19 protein-coding genes are annotated in these 22,059 nt (G+C 39.3%); 15 read left to right on the top strand and 4 right to left on the bottom strand.

Annotation, left to right across the window (positions count from 1 at the left end; all coding sequences use genetic code 11):
• Positions 1-58 precede the first annotated feature (58 nt).
• The 4 genes from FAR12_RS00225 to FAR12_RS00210 all read left to right on the top strand — a co-directional run bounded on the left by FAR12_RS00225 (position 59) and on the right by FAR12_RS00210 (position 4,900).
• On the top strand, positions 59-1,252 hold the full coding sequence (locus tag FAR12_RS00225; RefSeq protein ID WP_126405227.1) for an ornithine--oxo-acid transaminase: 1,194 nt from the start codon (positions 59-61) through the stop codon (positions 1,250-1,252).
• 458 nt (positions 1,253-1,710) lie between these two features.
• A complete protein-coding gene (locus FAR12_RS00220; protein WP_126405226.1) occupies positions 1,711-2,874 on the top strand; it encodes an iron-containing alcohol dehydrogenase in 1,164 nt (387 codons plus the stop codon).
• A gap of 185 nt (positions 2,875-3,059) precedes the next feature.
• Complete coding sequence (locus FAR12_RS00215; protein ID WP_126405225.1) at positions 3,060-4,406, top strand: glucose-6-phosphate isomerase; 1,347 nt, start codon at positions 3,060-3,062, stop codon at positions 4,404-4,406.
• 92 nt (positions 4,407-4,498) lie between these two features.
• A complete protein-coding gene (locus FAR12_RS00210) occupies positions 4,499-4,900 on the top strand; it encodes a YugN-like family protein (protein ID WP_126405224.1) in 402 nt (133 codons plus the stop codon).
• Here the strand turns inward: FAR12_RS00210 and FAR12_RS00205 are convergent.
• Together FAR12_RS00205 and FAR12_RS00200 are read right to left on the bottom strand one after the other, a co-directional pair.
• Positions 4,892-5,854, bottom strand: a complete 963-nt coding sequence (locus FAR12_RS00205) for a potassium channel family protein (protein WP_246010262.1) — start codon at positions 5,852-5,854, stop codon at positions 4,892-4,894. The two genes, FAR12_RS00210 and FAR12_RS00205, sit on opposite strands and share 9 nt — an antisense overlap.
• 146 nt (positions 5,855-6,000) lie before the next feature.
• Entirely contained in the window at positions 6,001-6,534 is a 534-nt protein-coding gene (locus FAR12_RS00200) for a YceI family protein (protein WP_126405750.1), read from the bottom strand.
• A 192-nt stretch (positions 6,535-6,726) separates the two neighbouring features.
• On the opposite strand from FAR12_RS00200, the gene FAR12_RS00195 reads away from it, so the two are divergent.
• Positions 6,727-6,978, top strand: coding sequence for a sporulation protein (locus FAR12_RS00195; RefSeq protein WP_126405223.1), 252 nt, complete (start codon positions 6,727-6,729; stop codon positions 6,976-6,978).
• Between the two features lie 77 nt (positions 6,979-7,055).
• Here FAR12_RS00195 and FAR12_RS00190 read toward each other — a convergent pair whose 3' ends face one another.
• Positions 7,056-7,817 (bottom strand): TraR/DksA C4-type zinc finger protein, encoded by a 762-nt coding sequence (locus tag FAR12_RS00190; protein ID WP_126405222.1) that lies wholly within the window; start codon positions 7,815-7,817, stop codon positions 7,056-7,058.
• Between the two features lie 630 nt (positions 7,818-8,447).
• On the opposite strand from FAR12_RS00190, the gene FAR12_RS00185 reads away from it, so the two are divergent.
• The 5 genes from FAR12_RS00185 (at position 8,448) to opp4C (ending at position 14,310) form a co-directional block, all read left to right on the top strand.
• A complete protein-coding gene (locus FAR12_RS00185; protein ID WP_126405221.1) occupies positions 8,448-9,419 on the top strand; it encodes an ABC transporter ATP-binding protein in 972 nt (323 codons plus the stop codon).
• A gap of 12 nt (positions 9,420-9,431) precedes the next feature.
• A complete protein-coding gene (locus tag FAR12_RS00180) occupies positions 9,432-10,439 on the top strand; it encodes an ABC transporter ATP-binding protein (RefSeq protein WP_126405220.1) in 1,008 nt (335 codons plus the stop codon).
• Positions 10,440-10,532: 93 nt separating this feature from the next.
• The gene (locus tag FAR12_RS00175; protein ID WP_246010261.1) at positions 10,533-12,302 is read left to right on the top strand and encodes a peptide-binding protein; all 1,770 of its coding nucleotides are present in this window, start codon (positions 10,533-10,535) and stop codon (positions 12,300-12,302) included.
• Between the two features lie 120 nt (positions 12,303-12,422).
• Positions 12,423-13,385, top strand: coding sequence for an ABC transporter permease (locus FAR12_RS00170; RefSeq protein WP_126405219.1), 963 nt, complete (start codon positions 12,423-12,425; stop codon positions 13,383-13,385).
• A 10-nt stretch (positions 13,386-13,395) separates the two neighbouring features.
• The gene (gene opp4C / locus FAR12_RS00165) at positions 13,396-14,310 is read left to right on the top strand and encodes an oligopeptide ABC transporter permease (protein ID WP_126405218.1); all 915 of its coding nucleotides are present in this window, start codon (positions 13,396-13,398) and stop codon (positions 14,308-14,310) included.
• A gap of 46 nt (positions 14,311-14,356) precedes the next feature.
• On the opposite strand, the gene FAR12_RS00160 is transcribed toward opp4C, so the two are convergent.
• Complete coding sequence (locus FAR12_RS00160; RefSeq protein WP_126405217.1) at positions 14,357-14,566, bottom strand: methionine aminopeptidase; 210 nt, start codon at positions 14,564-14,566, stop codon at positions 14,357-14,359.
• Between the two features lie 298 nt (positions 14,567-14,864).
• On the opposite strand from FAR12_RS00160, the gene FAR12_RS00155 reads away from it, so the two are divergent.
• The 5 genes from FAR12_RS00155 (at position 14,865) to FAR12_RS00135 (ending at position 22,055) form a co-directional block, all read left to right on the top strand.
• Positions 14,865-15,581, top strand: coding sequence for a FadR/GntR family transcriptional regulator (locus FAR12_RS00155; protein ID WP_126405216.1), 717 nt, complete (start codon positions 14,865-14,867; stop codon positions 15,579-15,581).
• The gene (locus FAR12_RS00150; RefSeq protein ID WP_246010260.1) at positions 15,578-16,897 is read left to right on the top strand and encodes an FAD-binding oxidoreductase; all 1,320 of its coding nucleotides are present in this window, start codon (positions 15,578-15,580) and stop codon (positions 16,895-16,897) included. The genes FAR12_RS00155 and FAR12_RS00150 overlap by 4 nt, the downstream gene beginning before the upstream one ends.
• Before the next feature lie 16 nt (positions 16,898-16,913).
• On the top strand, positions 16,914-18,257 hold the full coding sequence (locus FAR12_RS00145) for a (Fe-S)-binding protein (protein ID WP_425456124.1): 1,344 nt from the start codon (positions 16,914-16,916) through the stop codon (positions 18,255-18,257).
• Complete coding sequence (locus FAR12_RS00140) at positions 18,257-19,714, top strand: FAD-binding oxidoreductase (RefSeq protein ID WP_126405213.1); 1,458 nt, start codon at positions 18,257-18,259, stop codon at positions 19,712-19,714. Before FAR12_RS00145 ends, FAR12_RS00140 begins: the two co-directional genes overlap by 1 nt.
• Positions 19,715-19,871: 157 nt before the next feature.
• On the top strand, positions 19,872-22,055 hold the full coding sequence (locus FAR12_RS00135) for a malate synthase G (protein WP_126405212.1): 2,184 nt from the start codon (positions 19,872-19,874) through the stop codon (positions 22,053-22,055).
• The last annotated feature ends 4 nt before the right edge of the window (positions 22,056-22,059 follow it).

The raw sequence follows: 22,059 nt of genomic DNA, 5'->3' as shown, positions 1-22,059 counted from the left end.
ACTTGGCACACAACTTGCAATAAAATTGTGATAGATAAAAAAAGAAGGAGTGCAACCTATGACAAACAAATCTCAAAATATAATCGAACAAACGAATAAGTATGGTGCTAGAAACTATCACCCGCTTCCGATTGTGGTTTCTAAAGCTGAAGGAGTGTGGGTAGAGGATCCTGAAGGCAATAAATATATGGATATGTTAAGTGCATATTCAGCTGTTAACCAGGGACATCGCCATCCAGAAATTATTAAGGCTTTAAAAGAGCAAGCAGATCGGGTGACGTTAACATCGCGGGCTTTTCATAACGACCAGCTTGGTCCCTGGTACGAAATGGTTTGCAAATTAACAAATAAGGATATGGCACTCCCAATGAATACAGGAGCGGAGGCGGTTGAAACAGCTGTCAAAGCTGCGAGACGATGGGCTTATGATGTAAAAGGGGTTGCAGACAATCAAGCAGAAATAATTGCTTGTATCGGAAACTTCCACGGTCGAACAATGACGGCCGTCTCCTTATCTTCCGATGAGGAATATAAGCGCGGCTTTGGTCCAATGCTGCCAGGTGTTAAATTAATTCCTTATGGAGATTATGAAGCCTTGAAAAACGCGATTACGCCTAATACGGCAGCCTTTTTAGTCGAACCTATTCAAGGGGAGGCAGGAATCGTCATCCCACCGGAAGGATTTTTACAAAACGCGTATAAGCTCTGTAAGGATAACAATGTCCTCTTTATTGCGGATGAAATTCAAGCTGGCTTAGCACGATCCGGTAAAATGTTTGCATGTGACTGGGAGGACGTTGTTCCAGACATGTATATCTTAGGTAAAGCACTAGGTGGTGGCGTATTCCCAATTTCATGTGTGGTTGCCAACGAAGAAATACTTGGAGTATTTAATCCAGGGTCTCATGGTTCAACCTTCGGAGGAAACCCAATGGCATGTGCAGTTTCCATTGCATCTCTCAATGTTTTAGTGAATGAGAAGCTAGCAGAACGTTCATTTGAATTAGGAGAGTATTTTAAAAATAAACTGAAGGAAATTGACAATCCGATTATCAAAGAAGTTCGTGGAAGAGGGCTGTTTATTGGAGTCGAGCTTCATGAAGAAGCGAGAGGATATTGTGAGAAATTAAAGGACGAAGGACTATTATGTAAAGAAACCCATGATACGGTTATTCGTTTTGCACCTCCACTCGTCATTAAGCAAGAAGAATTAGATTGGGCCATCGAACGAATTAAAAAAGTATTAAGCTAAACAAGTCTATTTTCTTTTAGGATCTTTTAATGTTCATTGTTGATTTTTTGTTTTTCAACAGGTGTCCCCGCTTAACTGGAGAAATTCCGTTTATCTTGGGAAATTAATGGTTATTAGGTGAAATAGGCGGAGTTTTTTCGCTTAATGCTCTAAAAATATTAAACTTAAGAAGAATGTATAGCTTAACCGGAAAAATTTCTCTTATTAATAGAGAACTAGGTGAATTTTTTGATTTAGCCGGAATTTTTACGCCTATGTTTCCAAGTAATAAATTCAATATCAACTATACCGAAAATTAGTCTTCTTGATGCCAATTGTCTAAAATCTGATCCTTGCATTAATATGCAAGGATTTTTTGCGCCAATAAAATTTGCAGATGGCTTCAAAGAACATAATTTTTGCAATGGAAAATAAGATAACTGATAATAGGAGTGAATAAAGAAAGGAGCCGATATTGCATGAAGAATTTTACATACTATAACCCAACCAAATTGATTTTTGGAAAAGGTCAGCTTGAGCAATTAAAAACAGAGCTTCCACAGTACGGAAAAAAAGTACTCCTCGTTTATGGCGGTGGAAGCATCAAAAGAAATGGGCTATATGATGAAGTAGTAAGTCTCCTTAACGACATGGATGTTACGTTATTTGAACTCTCTGGAGTTGAACCAAACCCACGGATTTCGACTGCTCGTAAAGGTGTGGATATTTGTAAATCAGAAGGGATCGAATTTATTTTAGCTGTTGGTGGCGGGAGTGTTATTGACTGCGCGAAGTTAATTGCAGCTGGAGCAAAGTATGATGGAGATGCCTGGGATTTAGTAACGAAAAAGGCGAGCGCGAAGGAAGCTCTTCCATTTGGAACGGTGTTAACACTAGCAGCTACAGGATCTGAGATGAATTCTGGCTCTGTTATCACGAACTGGGAAACAAAAGAGAAATATGGTTGGGGTAGTCCAGCGACTTTCCCTAGATTTTCTATATTAGATCCGGTAAATACTTTTACTGTTCCAAGAGATCAGACTGTCTATGGAATTGTTGATATGATGTCACACGTCTTTGAACATTATTTCCATTTAGAAGAAAACACGCTCATGCAGGATAGAATGTGTGAATCCTTACTTTTAACAGTGATGGAAACAGCTCCGAAATTGATTAATGACCTTGAAAACTATGAGCATCGTGCGACCATTCTTTACAACGGCACGATGGCGCTAAATGGAATGCTTTCTATGGGTTATCAAGGAGATTGGGCGACTCATAATATTGAGCATGCTGTATCTGCTGTGTACGATATTCCGCATGGTGGAGGTTTAGCGATTTTATTCCCGAACTGGATGAAGCATAATTTACAAGTAAAGCCAGAACGATTTAAGCAATTGGCGATTCGTGTATTTGGTGTCGATCCAACTGGTAAGACGGCTGAAGAAGCAGGTCTTGAAGGAATTGAAAAGCTACGCCAATTCTGGAATAGTATTGGGGCACCATCTCGATTAGCAGATTATGATATTGATGATAGTCAATTAGAAGTCATGGCAGACAAAGCAATGATTAACGGGGAATTTGGTCGCTTTAAGAAGTTAAATCATGAAGATGTGTTAGCTATTTATCGCGCATCATTATAAAAAAGTATTTCATATATTAATAAGGAAAGAACGTGTCTTGTTGGCACGTTTTTTCCTATAAATTAGGCAAAAATGGGACAATCTTAATAAAGATAGTTATTTTAGATGGGAACTTCTTGATAACCGTCCCCAGTTTCGTTAAAGTATACATGAATACAAGAATACATAAAAGATGGAGGACAACTATGGCACATGTGAATTTTGACTATACAAAAGCGCTAAGCTTTTTTGGAGAACATGAAATTACTTATTTACGCGATTTAGTCAAGGTTGCTCATCATTCTTTACACGAGAAGAGTGGAGCAGGCAATGACTTTTTAGGATGGATTGACTTACCGGTTGATTACGATAAGGAAGAATTTTCTCGTATTCAAAAATCAGCTGAAAAAATTAAAGGTGATTCTGATGTATTACTTGTCATTGGGATCGGCGGTTCATATTTAGGAGCACGTGCGGCGATTGATATGCTTCAGCATAGCTTTTACAATGTACTTGGGAAAGAAGACAGAAAAACTCCGCAAATTATCTTTGTTGGAAACAGCATTAGCTCTACATATATGAAAGATGTTATGGATTTACTAAAGGGGAAAGATTTCTCTATTAACGTCATTTCAAAGTCAGGTACGACAACAGAACCAGCGATTGCATTCCGTATTTTCCGTAAACTTCTTGAGGAAAAGTATGGTGTTGAAGAAGCTCGCAAGCGTATCTACGCAACAACGGACGAAGCACGTGGCGCTTTAAAAACACTTGCTACTGAGGAAGGCTACGAATCATTTGTGATTCCAGATGATGTTGGTGGACGCTATTCTGTTTTAACAGCGGTTGGATTACTTCCGATTGCCGTGAGTGGTGCTGATATTGAAGCAATGATGAAGGGGGCTGCTGATGCTCGTGAGGAATACAGTTCTTCAGAGCTAGAGGAGAACCAAGCTTATCAGTATGCTGCCGTTCGTAATGTCCTGTATAACAAAGGAAAAACAATTGAAATGCTGATCAATTATGAGCCATCTCTACAGTATTTCTCTGAATGGTGGAAGCAATTGTTTGGAGAAAGTGAAGGAAAAGATCAAAAGGGTATTTTCCCGTCTTCTGCAAACTTCTCAACAGACTTACACTCTTTAGGGCAATATGTTCAAGAAGGTCGTAGAGACTTATTCGAAACGATTATCAAGGTTGAGCAGCCACGTCATGAGTTAACAATTGAAGAAGCTGATAGCGATTTAGACGGATTGAACTATCTAGCAGGTAAAACTGTCGATTTCGTTAACAACAAGGCGTTTGAAGGAACTTTACTTGCTCACACTGATGGTGGCGTTCCAAACTTAGTTGTATCCGTTCCAAAGCTTGATGAATACACATTTGGTTATCTTGCATACTTCTTTGAAAAAGCTTGTGCAATGAGCGGCTATTTATTAGGGGTAAATCCATTTGACCAACCTGGTGTAGAAGCTTACAAAGTAAATATGTTTGCATTACTTGGCAAACCAGGCTTTGAAGAAAAGAAAGCAGAACTAGAAAAAAGACTATAAGAAATGTGAAAGGGATCTCAAGTGAGGTCCCTTTTGGGTTTAAAGAAATCCCCCTTGGAGAAACTAAGAAAAAGTTTGAAGGGGGATTTTTTATGATTGAAATGCCTTCGAAGGTAGAAGGAAAAGAATATCGTCTATTTGATTTGGAACAATCGCTAAAGCCAATCGGCTATGTGATTGGAGGGAATTGGGATTATGACCATGGCTATTTTGATTACAAAATTGATGACGAGGATGGCTACATGTTTTATCGTGTACCGTTTCATGCGGTAGACGGGCAACTTGATACACCCGGATGTACGGTAGCGATAGATCGCCCCTTTCTGCTGGCTCATGAATACGAAGCTGATGTAGATCAAGATGCGAATGCTAGTACTTTCAATGCCTCTTTTAACCAATTTCAAGGGCCTGAAGACGAGGATGCCACTGTTCCAGATAAATATTTGGAGACAGGAAAGGCTTTGACAGCAGAATTAGAAAGTATTTTACTTTAGCGTATCAACCACTAGGAGCATATCATTATCTTTAATTTTAAAAGGATGGGGCGGATTGACGATTGTGTCTGCTCCTCTTTTTATGCCAAATAAAAGGGCTCCTTCATCGAGAAGTGTTTTGCTTGTTTCAATAAAGGTTTTTTCAGCGTAGGATGTAGCTGACCTGAAGACGAACCGTGTTCCGTCAAATTGTTCAAGAAGAAAGATTAGCGCATCGACAGTTCCGGTTGAATGAAGACAATTGGTCATAACCGAACCAGAAATAATATTGGATTGAATCACTTCATCTGCACCAGCTCTTTTTGCATTGGCCACTTGCTCTTCTGTTAAAATTTCTACCACACAGATGACATCAGGATTTAACCCTTTGATGGCCAACAATGCAATAATGGTGTTCATATCAGCATGAAGTTCATCGAGGTTTTGATCGGCTGTAATCATTACCTTTTTCGCATGATAAATGTTTGCTTTTATTAAAATCTCATCTGTGTTTGCACGACCTTTTATAAAATGAACGTGATAATCTGAAAAAGGGTTGGTCTCCAATGTTTGATCAATCAGGATGATGGAGCTTTCTTCTTTATCTGTAAGTAGTTTGTCGATAATCGCTCTTGCTCTTTCGTTCCAGCCAACAATAATATAATGATCGGTCCCTTTAAACATGACTTTCCCTTCTAACAAATTATTTTGCCTTTTAACAGTGGTTGTAGCGAGTGTTACGAAATAAGATGAAACAAATCCAGCTCCCGATAAAACTAAAACCATTCCCGTTATTTTTCCAAGTATGGTTGTGGGCACAAAATCGCCGTACCCTACTGTAGAAACGGTCATGATCGCCCACCAAATCCCCTCGAAAAGATTAGGGAATGTTTCAGGTTCAATGATATAAGCTAAAAAGCCGAAGCCGACGATAAAAACTAAGGCGATAATGAAGATTCGTAAAAAGAAGGGCATTCGTATGAAATGTGCAAAAAAAGGGTGCTGCAACTTCTTCACCTCAAGGAACATGACTTACTCATCATTTTGACCTATTTTTTAAGTCCATAAACGCAAAAAAACCTGCAGGGGTTAGTCACCTGCAGGTTTTTGGTTAATCCTTATTACTCAGCTTTTGCTGCTTGAACGTCTAATGAAATTTTAACTTTATCGCCAACTAGTACGCCACCAGTTTCAAGTGCTGCGTTCCAAGTTAGACCAAACTCGCTACGGTTGATTGCGCCTTCTACTCCAAAACCAACCTTTTCATTACCCCATGGATCTTTACCAGTACCACCGTAAGTAACAGTGAAAGTTTGTGGCTTAGTTACATCTTTGATTGTTAAATCACCAGTCACATCATATTCGCCTTCATCAGTCTTAGTGATAGAAGTAGACTTGAAAGTCATTGCTGGGTAGTTTTCAACATCAAAGAAATCTTCACCACGAAGATGTGCATCACGGTCAGCGTTACGTGTATCAACGCTTCCTGTATTGATTGTGAATTCAATTGTAGCAGAAGTTAAGTCAGTTGGATCTGCTTCGATTGAAGCATCAAATTCATTGAAAGAACCTTTCACGTTTGCGAACATCATATGTTTTACTGAAAAATCTACGCTGCTGTGAGCTGCGTCTAAAGCCCATTTTCCCTTTGTCATCTTAAAATCTCTCCCTTTGTTTTGTCTCAATTTAATTTATCTCAAATTCGAGATATTGTAACTTAAGACAAATTATATAACCCTATCTTGATATTGTCAATTTAAAAATAGAAATATTTTGGTTTCATGAATTGGTATAAAATAGCACATTCTAAATGAAGAATAGACTTTTTTTAGAAAGGAAAGAGCTAAATGAACCAACCGTTAGGCTATTTAAAAGAAATCTTATCAAATTATACGGATCGCTCTGATATTGGAAAAGAAATTTACGCGATTATTAGAGAGGATGATTTTACATCAGAGGAATCCTTCGTAAGCAGACTATCCAATGAGCAAATTGATTTCCTAAATAAGATTCTTCCAGATGAAATTAGCCATGCACAGGAGGAAGATGACGGGGAACGAGTGATGCAATTAAATGAGGTTCATGAACGACTGTATTAGGTTCACCTCTTTTTGAATTCCGGAATTTATAGAAAAGAAAATTTAAGTGTTTGTGGCAGCCAAAAGGGACAATGAAATTAATCATTGTCCCTTTCTTCTACATATGGATCGTGTTCAGAAGCGGGTAAATCTCCAAATGCCGTCATGGTTCCTTGTTCATCGAGCATTTCTTCATAGCGTTTATGCTGAGAGTTCGGATAAACCGTTACATTTTTTCCTTCTATATCAACACCAACAAAGTTTTCGTAATCCTCTACATAGCCATGATTTTCTTCTGCTTCATTCCCAACATCATTATAATGGCCCTCCACGTTGACGAAATCAGAAGGAGTCTCTGAGGTTCCCCAGCTTTGAACCTCCTGCCAGGCATCCTCGGCATCAAAAGAGACAGATTCATGTTGTTCGTCCATATCAAATTTTCCGAATGGAGGCATTAATACACCTTCTTCAAGTGGACGCTCATGAGAAGTAATCTGATCAGGCGTATGCTCGATACAATAGGTCGTTGTTGGTAAAGCCTCTAATCGTTGAAGGGCAATTTCTTTTCCACATACCTCGCATTTTCCGTATGTACCGTTTTCGATTGCGTTCAGTGCCTTCTTAATATTTGCTAGTTCATTTCGGTAATGTTCGCTTAGGGCAATGTCCTTTTCTCTTTCATATAATTCCGTCCCTTCATCGCCTGGGTGATTATCGTAGCTTGAAAGCTCACCAACTGATTCATGAGCATGACCTGAGGTTAAATTTAGATGTTCATTCATTTCATAACGCTGCTCTAACTCGCTTTTTTGACTCTCCAGTTCTGATTTAAACGCTGAAATTTGATTTTGAGATAGCATAGCAAGCAATCCTTTCAAGACTAATCTTATTGTTTATATAGTATTAGGAATTATTGCAGAGTTCATGCAAAAGAATAATGACACATTTAATCCGTGAAAAAAGGTGAAAAATGTTGAATTTTAGGAGTTTTGTCAGATTTTCTGACAAAGAAAATTGAAGTTATAAAAAAAGTTTATGAGCTTAAATATTGAATATTTATAAATAAAAATGTATAAATACTAGTTTTATAGAATTGATTTGAAGATTAATCCGCACAATATATATTATGTCGAAATTAGAGGATTCTATTACAAATATTTCTTTATCACTACAATTTAATTAATAATTAAGTAAATTTATTATTTTGGAAAAATTAAATAAATTTTCTAATGAAAGTGCTGTTTCGATTGACGAAATAATAAAAATTCATAAATACCCTTATAGTTTATTAAAAATTACAATTACTTTAATTTTTCCCTATATTGCAAAAATTTAAACCTGATAGTATACTTTTGCTAATAAATCACCAAATGGGCTTGTAATTATAATATTTTGTGAAAAAAATGAATACTTTGACCTATGCGTATAATAATTTTTTATTACTAGATTAACAGGTTTTAATCATAGCTAATGAAGTTGAGGTGCAGTGGATGACGCAAAACACATTGTTAGATGTAAAAGGATTGAAAACGTATTTCTACTTAGAAGGAAAAAAAGTGGCTAAAGCTGTTGATGGGGTAGACTTTACCGTCAATCCAGGAGAAACCGTTGCTTTAGTAGGTGAGTCAGGGAGTGGAAAAAGTATCACTTCTCTTTCAATTATGAAACTGGTAGGTAAACCAGGAAAAATTGAAGAAGGACAAATTCTTTTTAATGGCAAGGATCTTGTTTCTCTATCTGACAAACAAATGACGACTGTTCGCGGTAGAGAAATCGGGATGATCTTCCAGGAACCGATGACCGCATTGAATCCAGTTTTTACGATCGGAAATCAAATTAAAGAAACATTAATACGTCATAAGAAAATTTCAAAGCAAGAGGCCGAAAGAAAAGCGATCGAGCTTTTAAAGCTAGTTGGATTTCCTCGAGCGGAAGAAACGATGAAGGAATACCCTCATCAGCTTTCTGGAGGGATGAGACAAAGAGCGATGATTGCAATTGCGATATCTTGTGATCCGAAGCTGTTGATTGCAGACGAACCGACTACTGCTCTTGATGTTACGATTCAAGCGCAAATTTTGGATCTGATGGATGAAATGAAGAAGAAATTTAATATGGCTGTCCTACTTATTACACACGATTTAGGTGTAGTTGCTGAGTACGCAGAGAAAGTCATGGTTATGTATGGCGGACAAATCGTTGAACAAACAACGGTTGAGAATTTGTTCTTAAATCCAAAGCATCCGTATACAAGTGGATTGCTTGAAAGTTTGCCAAGCCTAGATAAAGATGTTGAACGACTTGGGGCAATCAAGGGAATGGTTCCAGCCGCACATGAATTTCCTTCAGGTTGTCGCTTTTCAGATCGCTGTCCACATGTCATGGATAAATGTCGTGTGGCTAATCCAGAATTAGTAACTGTTGAGCCAGGTCATAATGTCCGATGCTATCTGTATGAATAAGGGGGCTAACAAGTGTCACTTCTAGAAAAAGAGTTAGAAAAAAAGGTAGATCAAGATTATATATTAGAAGCTAAAAACATTAAAAAGTATTTTCCGATCAAGGGTGGCGTCTTCAAGCGTGAAGTAGGTCAAGTAAAGGCTGTAGATGACGTATCACTAAGCATTCTTAGAGGAGAAACACTAGGAGTCGTGGGTGAATCTGGTTCAGGGAAATCCACATTAGGGCGTGTAATCTTGCGTTTATTAGATCCGACTGAAGGACAAATCTTTTTCGATAATGAAGAAATTTCGAAGATGAGCAACCGTCAGTTACGTCCATTTAGACGTGATATGCAAATTGTCTTCCAGGATCCGTTTGCTTCTCTTAATCCAAAGATGAATGTGCAAGAATTAATTGAAGAGCCACTTTTAGTCCAAACGGATATGTCAAAAAGTGAGCGTAAGGAGAAGGCAATCAGTCTTCTAGAAAAAGTAGGCTTGAGACCTGATTCCCGATTAAAGTATCCACATGAATTTTCTGGTGGTCAACGACAACGGATTAGTATTGCAAGAGCATTGGCGCTTAATCCCAAGTTTGTTATTTGCGATGAGCCTGTCTCTGCTTTAGACGTGTCTATTCAAGCGCAGGTTCTAAACTTAATGGCTGATTTGCAAGATGAATTTAATCTAACCTATTTATTTATTGCTCACGATTTAAGTGTCGTTAAGCATATTAGTGACCGGGTAGCTGTCATGTATCTTGGTAGAATTGCAGAAATTGCTCCTAAGAAAAACATCTATGAAACTCCACTCCATCCGTATACGGAAGCATTACTATCAGCAGTTCCTTCAACAGATATTACTGCCAAGAGGGAAAAAATCATCCTAAAAGGAGACCTGCCTAGTCCGTCTAATCCACCTTCTGGTTGTGCTTTCCGAACTCGTTGTCCGAAAGCTCATGAACGCTGCTCACTTGAAAGACCAGAATTGATCAATGTAAGTGAAGGACATTTTGTGGCTTGCCACTTATATGATAATTAATTTCTTTAAGTCTTTACATATAAGGAGGTGGTGTGCCTAGAAATCCGCTGCGAGTTATTTAATTCTTCCAAAATTTAAAAGGGGTGAACGAATTTGAAGTTTAAGAAAAGTTGGTTATTATTACTAAGCTTTGTTCTTATGCTAGGAATCCTTGCTGCGTGTTCAGGAGGAGATGATGCAGGAACTGAGCCAGAAGGTGAAGGTACTGAAACAGAACAACCGGCTGAAGGTCCACAAAAAGGTGGTACGGTTGTTGGTGCGATGGATACACCACCATCAGGTCAATTCAACCCGATTTTCTATGAAGAAGCTTATGAAGCAAACATCCTAAGCTTTATCTATGAAGGGTTACTTTCACAAGATGAAAATCTTAACTTTACTCCAGGTCTAGCAAAAGAATGGTCATTTAATGATGATCAAACAGAATTAACATTTAAGTTAGAAGAAAACGTAAAATGGCAAGATGGTGAGCCATTTACAGCTGATGACGTTGTATTTACTTACAAATTGTTAGCAAGCCCTGGATACATTGAAGCAGGTGGAATTCGTTCTTACTTTGCTGGTAATCTAGTAGGCTATGAAGAGTATAGCACTGGTGCTTCTCAAGATTTCCAAGGGGTTGTCAAAGTTGACGACTACACTGTTACATTCAAATTTGCTCAACCAAACGTAAAGGCACTTTCTGATGCTTCATTCTCGATTATTCCAGAGCACATCTTTAAGGACATTTCAATCGCTGATATGCCTGCTGCTCCTGAATCTCGTGAAGCTGGAAAGATTGTCGGTACTGGTCCATTCAAATTCACAGAAATGGTTCAAGGGGAACAATACGTTCTTGAAAAGAATGCTGATTACTGGAAAGGCGAGCCTTACTTAGATAGCGTCGTTTGGAAGGTTGTAGACCAAGCGGTTATCCTGGGCTTACTTGAAACTGGTGAAATCGACTTTGTTGCAGATCCAAATGGATTCCAAGCAGCAGACTATGAAACAGTTGCTGCAATGCCAAACGTTGAAATCATTGAGCAACCGGACTTCGGTTACCAAATCATGGGTATGATGGTAAACCATCGTGCTGCTGGAGACAAGACACTTGATCCTTCTAAGTGGACTGTTAATGAAGACTTAAAAGATCAAAAAGTACGTCAAGCGATTGCTTATGCGATTGACCGTCAAGCGATCATCGATGGTCTTTTATATGGAAGAGGTATCGTTCAGAACTCTCCAATTGCAACACAATTTGATGCTTATGATGATACGAACCCACCACAATACGAATATAGCGCAGACGAAGCTAAGAAACTTTTAGATGAAGCTGGCTATAAAGATGTAGATGGTGATGGATTCCGTGAAAATCCAGATGGTGAAGAATGGGTATTAAGTCTTAACTATCCATTGGGTAACCAAATTCGTGAGCGTTCAGCTCCAATCGTTGAAGAATATCTTGAGGCTGTAGGTATCAACATCGACCTTCGCCAACCGAAGGAAGCAGCAGCTTACTTTGAAGATCTAGAAAACAATGCTCAAGACTGGGATTTATACCTAGTTGGTTGGTCATTAGATAGTACAGATCCAGATCCAACAGGTCTTTGGGATGCACCAGCTGCATACAACTATTCTCGTTGGAATAACACTGAAGCTGATGCACTGTTAAAAGAAGCTAATACTCCACCAGAAGCATTTGATAAAGCATATCGCAATGAAAAACTAAGCGAATGGCAAGTGAAGTTTGGTGAAGATTTACCGGCATTAATTCTTTATGCAGCAAACAGCTTATGGGCACATAACACTCGCCTACATGGTGTAGATGTATTACCTTACTCATTCTTAAATGATACGCATCTATGGTATGTAACAGAAGAGTAATAGAGTCTTAACAATAAGGAAAAGAGCGTTCGGTATGACCGCTGCGCTCTTTTCCTTTTAAAAAAGAACTCTGGGACAAGCTTTATTACATCACATCAAAAGAATGGAGGAGGGGGAACATTGATTCAATATCTTATTCGGCGAATTCTTGTTTTTATTCCAATGCTATTTGCTTTAACTGTCATTGTTTTTGCCCTAATGCAAGCTGCACCTGGTGATCCCTTTTCGCAAAAAATGGATCCGAATATTGATCGTGCAGTCTATGAAAAGCAAAGAGAAGCATTAGGATTAAATGATCCGATCCATGAACAATATTTACGATGGGTTGGAAATGCAATCAAAGGTGATTTTGGTGATTCGTTGATCTATAAAGGAAGAACTGTTGCGGATTTAATTGCTGAAAGATTTTCGAATACCATAAATTTAGGAATTATGACTCTGTTAATAACGATTATTGTTTCTATTCCAATCGGAATTTATTCTGCAAGGCATCCATATACACCGCTTGATTATGGTGCTACAACATTTGGTTTCTTAGGACTTGCTACTCCAAATTTCTTTTTTGGATTGCTGGCGATCTATGTTTTATCCATCCAACTAGGTTGGCTTCCGTCCCATGGTACAGTCTCAAAGCCAGGAATAGAAGGCTTTGAATTATTTATTGACAAAATCAGGCATCTTATTTTACCAAGTTTAACTCTTGGTTTAGCAGGTACTGCCTCTTATATGCGATACATGCGATCTGAAGTTCTGGACGTGCTTGGAAGTGATTACATTAGGACAGCTAGAGCAAAGGGAATGACAGAAAATACCGTACTTTATAAGCATACACTCCGTAATGCATTAATTCCGATCATAACATTGCTAGGGTTTGAGGTTGGGATATTATTAGGTGGAGCAGTTATCACAGAAGGCGTTTTCCAATTTCCTGGACTTGGGACCTTATTCATCACATCTATAGGAAATCGTGATTATCCGGTTATTATGGCAATTAATTTGATGCTTGGTTTCTTTGTACTATTAGGAAACCTTTTAGCTGACATTTTCTATAGTATTGTTGACCCAAGAATCCGCTACGATTGAGGTGAAATAAATGGAACTTAATCCACAAACAAATACTGGACCAGGAATAGAAATAAAGAACGCAGAAAAAGGCATGAGTCCCACTAAAATAGCGATGAAGCGATTCATGAAAAATAAGCTTGCTGTCGCAAGTGTATTTATTCTGTTACTCATTGTTTTAGTCGTTATCTTAGCGCCGTTCTTAACTGAACACAATCCAACAAAGACAAATCTAACATTAATTGAGCGTCCTCCCAGTGAGGATCATCCACTTGGTAACGATAGCTCTGGCCGTGATAACCTTGCGCGTCTCATATATGGAGGTCGCATTTCATTAATCGTAGGATTTAGTGCGATGGTGTTTACTTTAGTAATTGGTGTTGTACTAGGATCCATATCTGGTTATTATGGTGGAAAAATTGATTCTATTATCATGAGAGCCTGTGATTTAGTACTCATGCTCCCATTTTTAGTACTTTGCTTAACGATCGTAGCAATATTGGAAGAAGTTAATGTTACCATTCTCGTCAGTATCATTGCGTTAACCTCGTGGCCGAGCTTAACGAGGATCATCCGAGGGACATTTCTTACCTTACGGGAACAGGAGTTCATTCTTGGAGCAAAAGCAATTGGGGTCAGCGATTTGAGAATAATCTTTAAGCATTTTATTCCAAATGCGATTGGACCAATCCTTGTAAATGCTACGCTAATGATGGCAACCTATATTATTGCTGAATCTGCATTAAGCTTCATTGGCTTTGGAATTCCACAGCCAACACCAACATGGGGTAATATGCTTTCTGAGGCACAAAGCTTACGGATATTAAGGAACAGTCCTGAGGCGTGGATTCCTCCAGGTTTGGCGATACTGATAACAGTACTTTGCATCAACTTTGTCGGTGATGGTCTACGTGATGCCTTTGATCCGAAAAGTAATAGACGTTAAAACAAATAACCTACTGGGGGATCAGTAGGTTTATTTTTATGTCCTTTTAGACAAGGTTTGACCATTCCGTATATGAGCCGCTTCCGTTACACCCAGGACAATCGAATGGATTGGATAAATACACAAACTCATTTGCTGGGTAAATTAAGAATCCACGTCCGTAACACTCTGGGCATTTGTTTTCTTCTTTCATTTGCGAAACATGTTTTTCGTAACGAGTGTTCTTCCATTCGTTAAATGCATTTAGTAACCCCATTTTATTCACCTCAACTTTTTCCTTATTTTTTGACTAAACTTCAATTTATATACATTATTTTTCTTCTTATTGGACAAGAAAAGATTTTTAATAACGGCTTGTACTATAACACTGATTTTGATTTTAAATCTTATTTTCATTATATGATATTTTACAAAATCGGTTCGTATTTTATTTGATTATTTGGTATATTCTAAAAAGTTATTGATAAAAGATATAAACGGTGTTTTAATAGGATTATGTAGTACTTATCTGATATGTGATCACTGAAAAGGACAAAATCAAAAGGGGGGAGAGCATGAATGTAGAAAAAATTTCGGTAAAAAAAGTGTCGGAATCTGTTGTAGAACAAATCGAAAAAATGATTGAGCATGGATCCTTTCAATCAGGGGAAAAGCTGCCATCCGTACGGGAAATGTGTGAAATGTTTGGAGTAGGTAGGTCGGCAATCCGTGATGCCATTATTACCTTAAAAGGGAAAGGAACGGTCGACATACGACAAGGCGAAGGGACTTATGTTTGTCGATTTGATTCAAGTAAGATTTTTAATAACCATTTGATCATTCCTGAATCAAGTGATGTCCGTGCTTTATTCCAAGTGCGAAAAATATTAGAACCGGGAATCGCCGAAATGGCAGCATCAAACAGAACAGACGAACAACTAGCAGAAATTGAAGCAATATTATCCAACAAAACCACAAATGGCTGGGAAGAAGACTACAACTTTCATATGACCATTGCTAAAGCTTCTAGAAATCAAATTATTTATCAACTCATACAATTCATTTCAACCACTACGAAAAAACACATGAATGACTTTCATCAATTTATTCAAGAAGACCCAAAGCTTGTAGAGAAAATAAATGAACAACACAAAGAAATTTTTCTGGCCTTAAAAGAAACCACCCCAGAGCTTGCCAAGAACAAAATGACCGAGCACCTAGAGTATGTGGAAACTATTTTACAAAAGAGCTTATGGAAGCCAACTTCACAGAAAAGGGAGGAGCCATTTTGATAACCTCAGACTTGAAAGAAGAATTACGTACAGTTGTCCCAATAGAACGTATAAAGGACAATCAAGAAATCGAGAACAGCTTCGGAAACTCCGGGAAGATTATTGTTGCTCCAGCGACAGAAGAGGAAATTTCCGAAGTATTAAAGTATGCAAATGCGCACGGTAAGAAAATTTCTGTAATCGCTGGAGGTACTAAAAGGGGATTCGGCGGGGTAAATGAGACCGAAGATATTTTGCTTTCGCTATCTAACTACACAGGGATCGTTGAGCACACGGTCGGAGACATGACTTTAACCGTTAAAGCAGGAACCTCATTTAAGGAAATTCAGGATTACCTAGCTGGATACAATCAGAAAATCTCTTTAGACCCATCATGGTCAGAGGCTGCCACGATCGGTGGAGTGATTGCAGCAAACGATAGCGGTCCGAAACGTCTTGGCTACGGTTCTGCTCGTGATGTTGTCATTGGACTTCGTGTTGTGTATCCAGATGGCACCGTAATTCGTTCTGGTGGTAAGGTTGTAAAAAATGTTGCTGGTTATGACATGAATAAGCTTTTTATCGGATCGATGGGAACCATTGGGGTTATTTCGGAAGTCACTGTGAAGCTGCGACCAGTGCCTAAATATGAAAGTCTTGTGCTGTTGACTTTTCCAGATGGTGATCTTCTTGAGATAAAATCATTTGTTGTTAATTTTCTTGATTCTGTTATGGAACCGATTACATTGGAGATTTTGAATCCATCAATAGCAGAAAAACTTGGGAGACAAAAGAGATATACATTAGCCATAAGTTTTGAAGATGTAGAGAGTTCGGTCCATTATCAAGAGGAGTTTGTAAAAAGAATAAAACCAGCGAATGCCGACATCATTGTCGTTGAGAAAGATAATGCGAGCGAGTTTTGGGAGAAATTCTATCATCTATCCCCACGTGGAACTGAGCCAGGTCATGATACGGAAGCGACCGTGAAAGTTGGTGTTGTAAATCTTGATGTATTGAAGATTATTCAAAAGGCGGAGCAATTAAGCGATGCTTATAATTTGCGTATTGAAGCCCATGGTGGTTTGGGGCATGGTCTGTGTCAGGTTCATTTATATGGTGCTAGCGAGGATGTAGAAGGAGCTATTAAAGAACTCCGTATCTACGCTACTAGTTTAGGAGGATATGCAACCATTAAGCATCTCCCTTTAGTTTTGCGGCAAAAGATTAGTGTATGGGGAGAGAGACCGTCTTATTTCTTTCTCTTTGAAGGAATCAAAAAGAAAATCGATCCAAACAAAATTTTAAACCCGAATCGGTTCATAGGAGGGATATAAATTGAGTCTAAGAGAAATGGACGTGAAAGCAACTCCATCCTGTCAAACGAACAGCCTGAGTAATTATTTCTGGAAGGACGCACCTGATGAGAATAAATGGGCTGATTGTGTCCACTGTGGCATGTGTTTAGAAGCCTGTCCAACCTATGAACAAACTGGGCAGGAACAGCATTCTCCACGGGGGCGTGTTCATTTAATCAAGTCGGTGGCAGAAGGCAAGCTTGTTGTGGATGAAGATTTTGCTGACCCCGTTTTTGTTTGTCTAGACTGTCGTGCCTGTACGACGGCTTGTCCAGCGGATGTTGATGTCGGTGGCCTAATTGAAGAAGCGCGCGGACAGGTTCGCCAAGCGATGCCGTTAACTGGCTGGAAGGGAACTGTAAGTAAGACCATTTTAGAGGGAGTGTTTCCACATCAAAATCGTCTGCATTCATTGGGAAGTCTCCTCAAATTTTATCAAAAGAGTGGGTTGCAAAAGGTTGTCCGTAAAACGGGCTTAATTAATGTGATGCCGAAGCATTTAGTGGAAATGGAATCGATTATGCCAGAAATCGGAACTCCGGTTCAAAAGAAATATAAAAAGCAAGATGTGATCAAGGCGAAGGGTGAGACAAAGCATGAGGTTGCGATGCTGACTGGTTGTATCATGGATGTAATGTTCAGCGATATAAATGAGTCAACGATCAATGTGTTAACGCGAAATGGAAATGATGTCAAAATCCCGAAAAACCAAACATGCTGTGGCGCCCTTCATGTCCATGCCGGTGATCGGGAAACGGGCCGGAAGCTTGCTAAACAAAATATTGAGGCATTCAAGGATGCAGACACCGTTATTGTAAATGCGGCAGGTTGTGGATGTATGTTAAAAGAATATCCTGAATTATTCCGTGAGGAACCAGAATGGCATGAAAAGGCGGAGGAATTTTCGAAGAAGGTCGAGGATATTTCTAAATACCTTTATGATACAGGCTATGAAAAGCCTAAGGCTGAATTAAACACACGTATTACCTATCACGATGCTTGTCACTTAGCCCACGGGCAAGGTGTACGTGAAGAGCCGCGAGATTTACTGATTAATATTCCTGGTGTTGAGATGGTCCATATGCCAAATGCAGACAGATGCTGTGGAAGCGCAGGTGTATATAACATTACGAATCCTGAAATGGCTGGAGCTGTATTAGAAAGTAAGATGTCAAATGTGCCAGATGATGTGGAAATGATCTCGATGGGGAACCCAGGCTGTATGCTACAAATGGCTGTCGGCGTCGAAAAATTTGGACGTAATCAAAAGGTTGTCCATACAGTCCAGTTGCTCGATTGGGCTTACCAAAAAGAAGACGAGAAAGAGAGGGGGAAATGATGGCAAAGAAAGGTTTGCAAACATCTGATAAAGATATTATCAATCTGGCAAAAATCGTTGGCGAAAAAGCGATTCTCTATAAACAACCAGACCTTGTTGCCTATGATTGTGATGGTTTTACGATTCATAAGCATTTGCCTAAATGCGTTGTCTTTCCGAATAGTACTGAAGAAGTGGCTGAGATTGTGAAATATTGCGATGCTAATCAACTGCCATTTCTCGCACGTGGTGCAGGTACTGGACTAAGCGGAGGCGCGATTCCGTTAAATGGTGAGGTCATTATTAGCTTGGTAAAAATGAAACGCCTCATAAGCGTTGATCTAGAGAATCGGCGTGCTGTTGTGGAACCCGGTTTTGTTAATTTGAAACTAACAAACTCGATCGCGAATAAAGGCTATTATTATGCACCAGACCCATCAAGCCAGTATGCCTGTACAATTGGGGGAAATGTGGCAGAAAATGCTGGAGGAGCTCACTGTCTAAAATACGGTGTAACGACGAATCATATTTTAGGCCTTGAGGTTGTCATGCCAAATGGAGAGATTGTTGAAATCTCAACGAATGGTGTTGCAGACACTCCAGGCTATGATTTGTTGGGGCTGCTGACTGGGTCGGAAGGGACATTAGGGATTGTTACGAAAATTACCGTTCGCATATTAAAAAATCCAGAAGCGAAGCAAACGGTCCTAGCTTACTTTGATAAGGTCGCCGACGGAAGTCAAGCAGTATCAGATATTATTTCTTCGGGAATTGTTCCTGCTGCGCTAGAAATGATGGATAAAACAGCGATTGAAGGAGTCGAGGCAGCAGCATTTCCAGTTGGTCATCCCAAGGATATTGAAGCACTTCTATTGATTGAAGTGGACGGAATATCTGCTGGCATTGAGGAACAAATCAATCAAATTCTAGAAGTTTGTAAGAAGAGAAATGTTCGTGAGGTAAAGGTGGCTGGGAGTGAGGAAGAACGTGGTAGATGGTGGGCAAATCGGAAAACAGGCTTTGGAGCGATGGGTGCAATCTCTCCTGATTATCTCGTTCAAGATGGCGTGATTCCAAGGAGTAAGCTACCAGAGGTTCTCGCAAGAATTAATCAAATTAGTGAGGAATCCGGGCTCCGTATTTCAAACATCTTCCATGCAGGTGACGGCAATTTGCATCCACTTGTTCTCTTTGATGCAAGAATACCTGGGGAAACGGAAAAAGCATTAGAAGCGGGAAGTGCATGTCTGCAGGTGTGTGCAGATGTAGGCGGTACAATTACTGGTGAACATGGGGTTGGAATTGAAAAAAGAGAAGAAATGCGTTTTGTTTTTACGGACCGAGAGATCTTAGCTCAGACCGATATTCGAGAAGTCTTCAATCCGAAAAATTTACTAAACGCAGGAAAGCTCTTTCCATCTCCAGGGCGATGTGCCGAAGTGAAAAAAGAATTAAAGGAAGCGCTGAAGACCTCGTGAAAAAGGGCTGGGAGCGGTATGAAAGATTTTTTCATATCGCTCTGGTTAAATTTTTTGAAAATTATTGAAAGTAACCGTTTTCCATGCTATTATTTTTTTAGATAAATTATGAAACGCTGTTGCGTAATAACAAACATAAATCAAGGAGGAATTTGTCATGACTCAATACGTGAAAATTGGAAATCTGCAGGTCGCCCAAGAACTGGCTGATTTCATCAATTCTGAGGCACTTCCTGAAAGTCAAGTTGATCAAGAACAGTTTTGGTTAGGCTTTGAAAAATTAGTTGCAGATTTAGCGCCAAAAAATAAAGCACTTTTAGCAAAACGTGATGAGATTCAAGAGAAAATTCATGCTTGGCATAAAGAAAACACAGTCTTTGATTTTGAACAATATAAAAGCTTTCTTGAGGAAATTGGTTATCTAGAGCCAGTAGTGGAGGACTATAGGGTTACGACGGACAATGTGGATGATGAAATCGCTGTTCAAGCAGGTCCACAGCTTGTTGTACCTGTCGATAATGCTCGTTACGCGCTAAATGCTGCCAATGCTCGTTGGGGAAGCCTATATGATGCATTGTACGGTACAGATGCTATTAGTGAAGAAGATGGGGCAACTCGTGCAGGAAGCTACAATCCAATTCGAGGAGAAAAGGTCATTCAATTCGCAAGAGAATTTTTGGACCAAGCGGCACCACTGCAAGCTGGTTCACATAAGGATTCTGAGAAGTACGCAATTGTTGACGGAAAGTTAGTCGTCGTATTGGGTGACGGCACAACGACTGGACTCGAAGACGATTCTAAACTTGTCGGATACCAAGGAGATGCAACAACTCCATCTGCAGTTTTATTAAAAAATAATGATTTACATTTTGAAATCCAAATTGACCCAACTTCTCCAATTGGAAAAACAGATAAAGCGGGCGTGAAGGACGTATTATTAGAGGCTGCATTATCCACGATTATGGATTTTGAAGATTCTGTTGCAGCAGTGGATGCTGAGGATAAAACACATGTGTATCGGAACTGGCTTGGCCTAATGAAGGGAAATTTAACGGCAACCTTCAAAAAGGGTGATAAGACCCTTACACGTTCAATGAACCCAGACCGCCAATACACATCTCCAACTGGTGAAGAAATGACGCTTAAGGGCCGCTCCCTTATGTTTACTCGTAACGTAGGACACTTGATGACAACGAATGCGATATTAACTGCAGAAGGTGAAGAGATCCCAGAAGGTATTATGGATACTGTATTTTCGAGTTTAATAGGGAAGCATACGTTACTCGGAAATGGCCAATTCCAAAATAGTGAAAAAGGCTCTATCTATATTGTAAAGCCAAAAATGCATGGTTCAGAAGAGGTTGCTTTTGCTAATGAATTATTCAACCGCATTGAAGATTTATTAGGTCTTGAACGGAACACGTTGAAAATTGGTGTTATGGATGAGGAACGTAGAACAACAATTAATCTTAAAAATGCGATCAGCAAGGTAAAGGAAAGAATCGTCTTCATTAACACTGGTTTCTTAGACCGTACTGGTGATGAGATGCACACATCGATGGAAGCTGGTCCAATGATTCGTAAAAATGATATGAAAACAACAAAATGGTTACAGGGCTATGAAAAGTCCAATGTGAATGTTGGATTATCGGTAGGTTTCCAAGGGCATGCCCAAATTGGTAAAGGAATGTGGGCAATTCCGGACTTAATGGCTGAAATGCTTACGCAAAAAATTGGTCATCCACAATCGGGAGCAAACACAGCTTGGGTACCATCTCCAACAGCTGCAACATTGCACGCACTTCACTATCACCAAGTGAATGTAAAAGAAGTGCAAGCAGAGCTATTAAAGGATGCTGCATCTACCGATTTAAGAGATGATATTTTACAAATCCCAGTGGCTGAAAATCCTATATGGAGCTCTGAAGAAATTCAACAGGAGCTTGATAATAACGCTCAAGGTATCCTTGGTTATGTTGTTCGTTGGGTTGAACAAGGGGTTGGCTGCTCGAAGGTACCGGATATTAATAACATCGGACTAATGGAAGATAGAGCGACACTTCGTATTTCCAGTCAACATATGGCAAACTGGCTACACCATGGAATCGTAACTGAAGATCAAGTATTGGAAACGTTGAAACGCATGGCAAAAGTAGTTGATGAACAAAATGCTTCAGATGCGAACTATCGCCCGATGGCTCGAGACTATGATAATTCAGTTGCCTTCCAAGCGGCTTGTGATTTAGTTTTTAAAGGATACGACCAGCCAAGCGGATATACTGAACCAATTTTACATCGCCGTCGTGCAGAGTTTAAAGCAAAGGTAGCGGTTGAGAATTAAACAT

Origin of the sequence: Bacillus yapensis (assembly GCF_005280205.1) — a bacterium.
GTDB lineage: Bacteria > Bacillota > Bacilli > Bacillales > Cytobacillaceae > Robertmurraya > Robertmurraya yapensis.
This window is presented reverse-complemented; position numbering and strand designations above follow the sequence as displayed.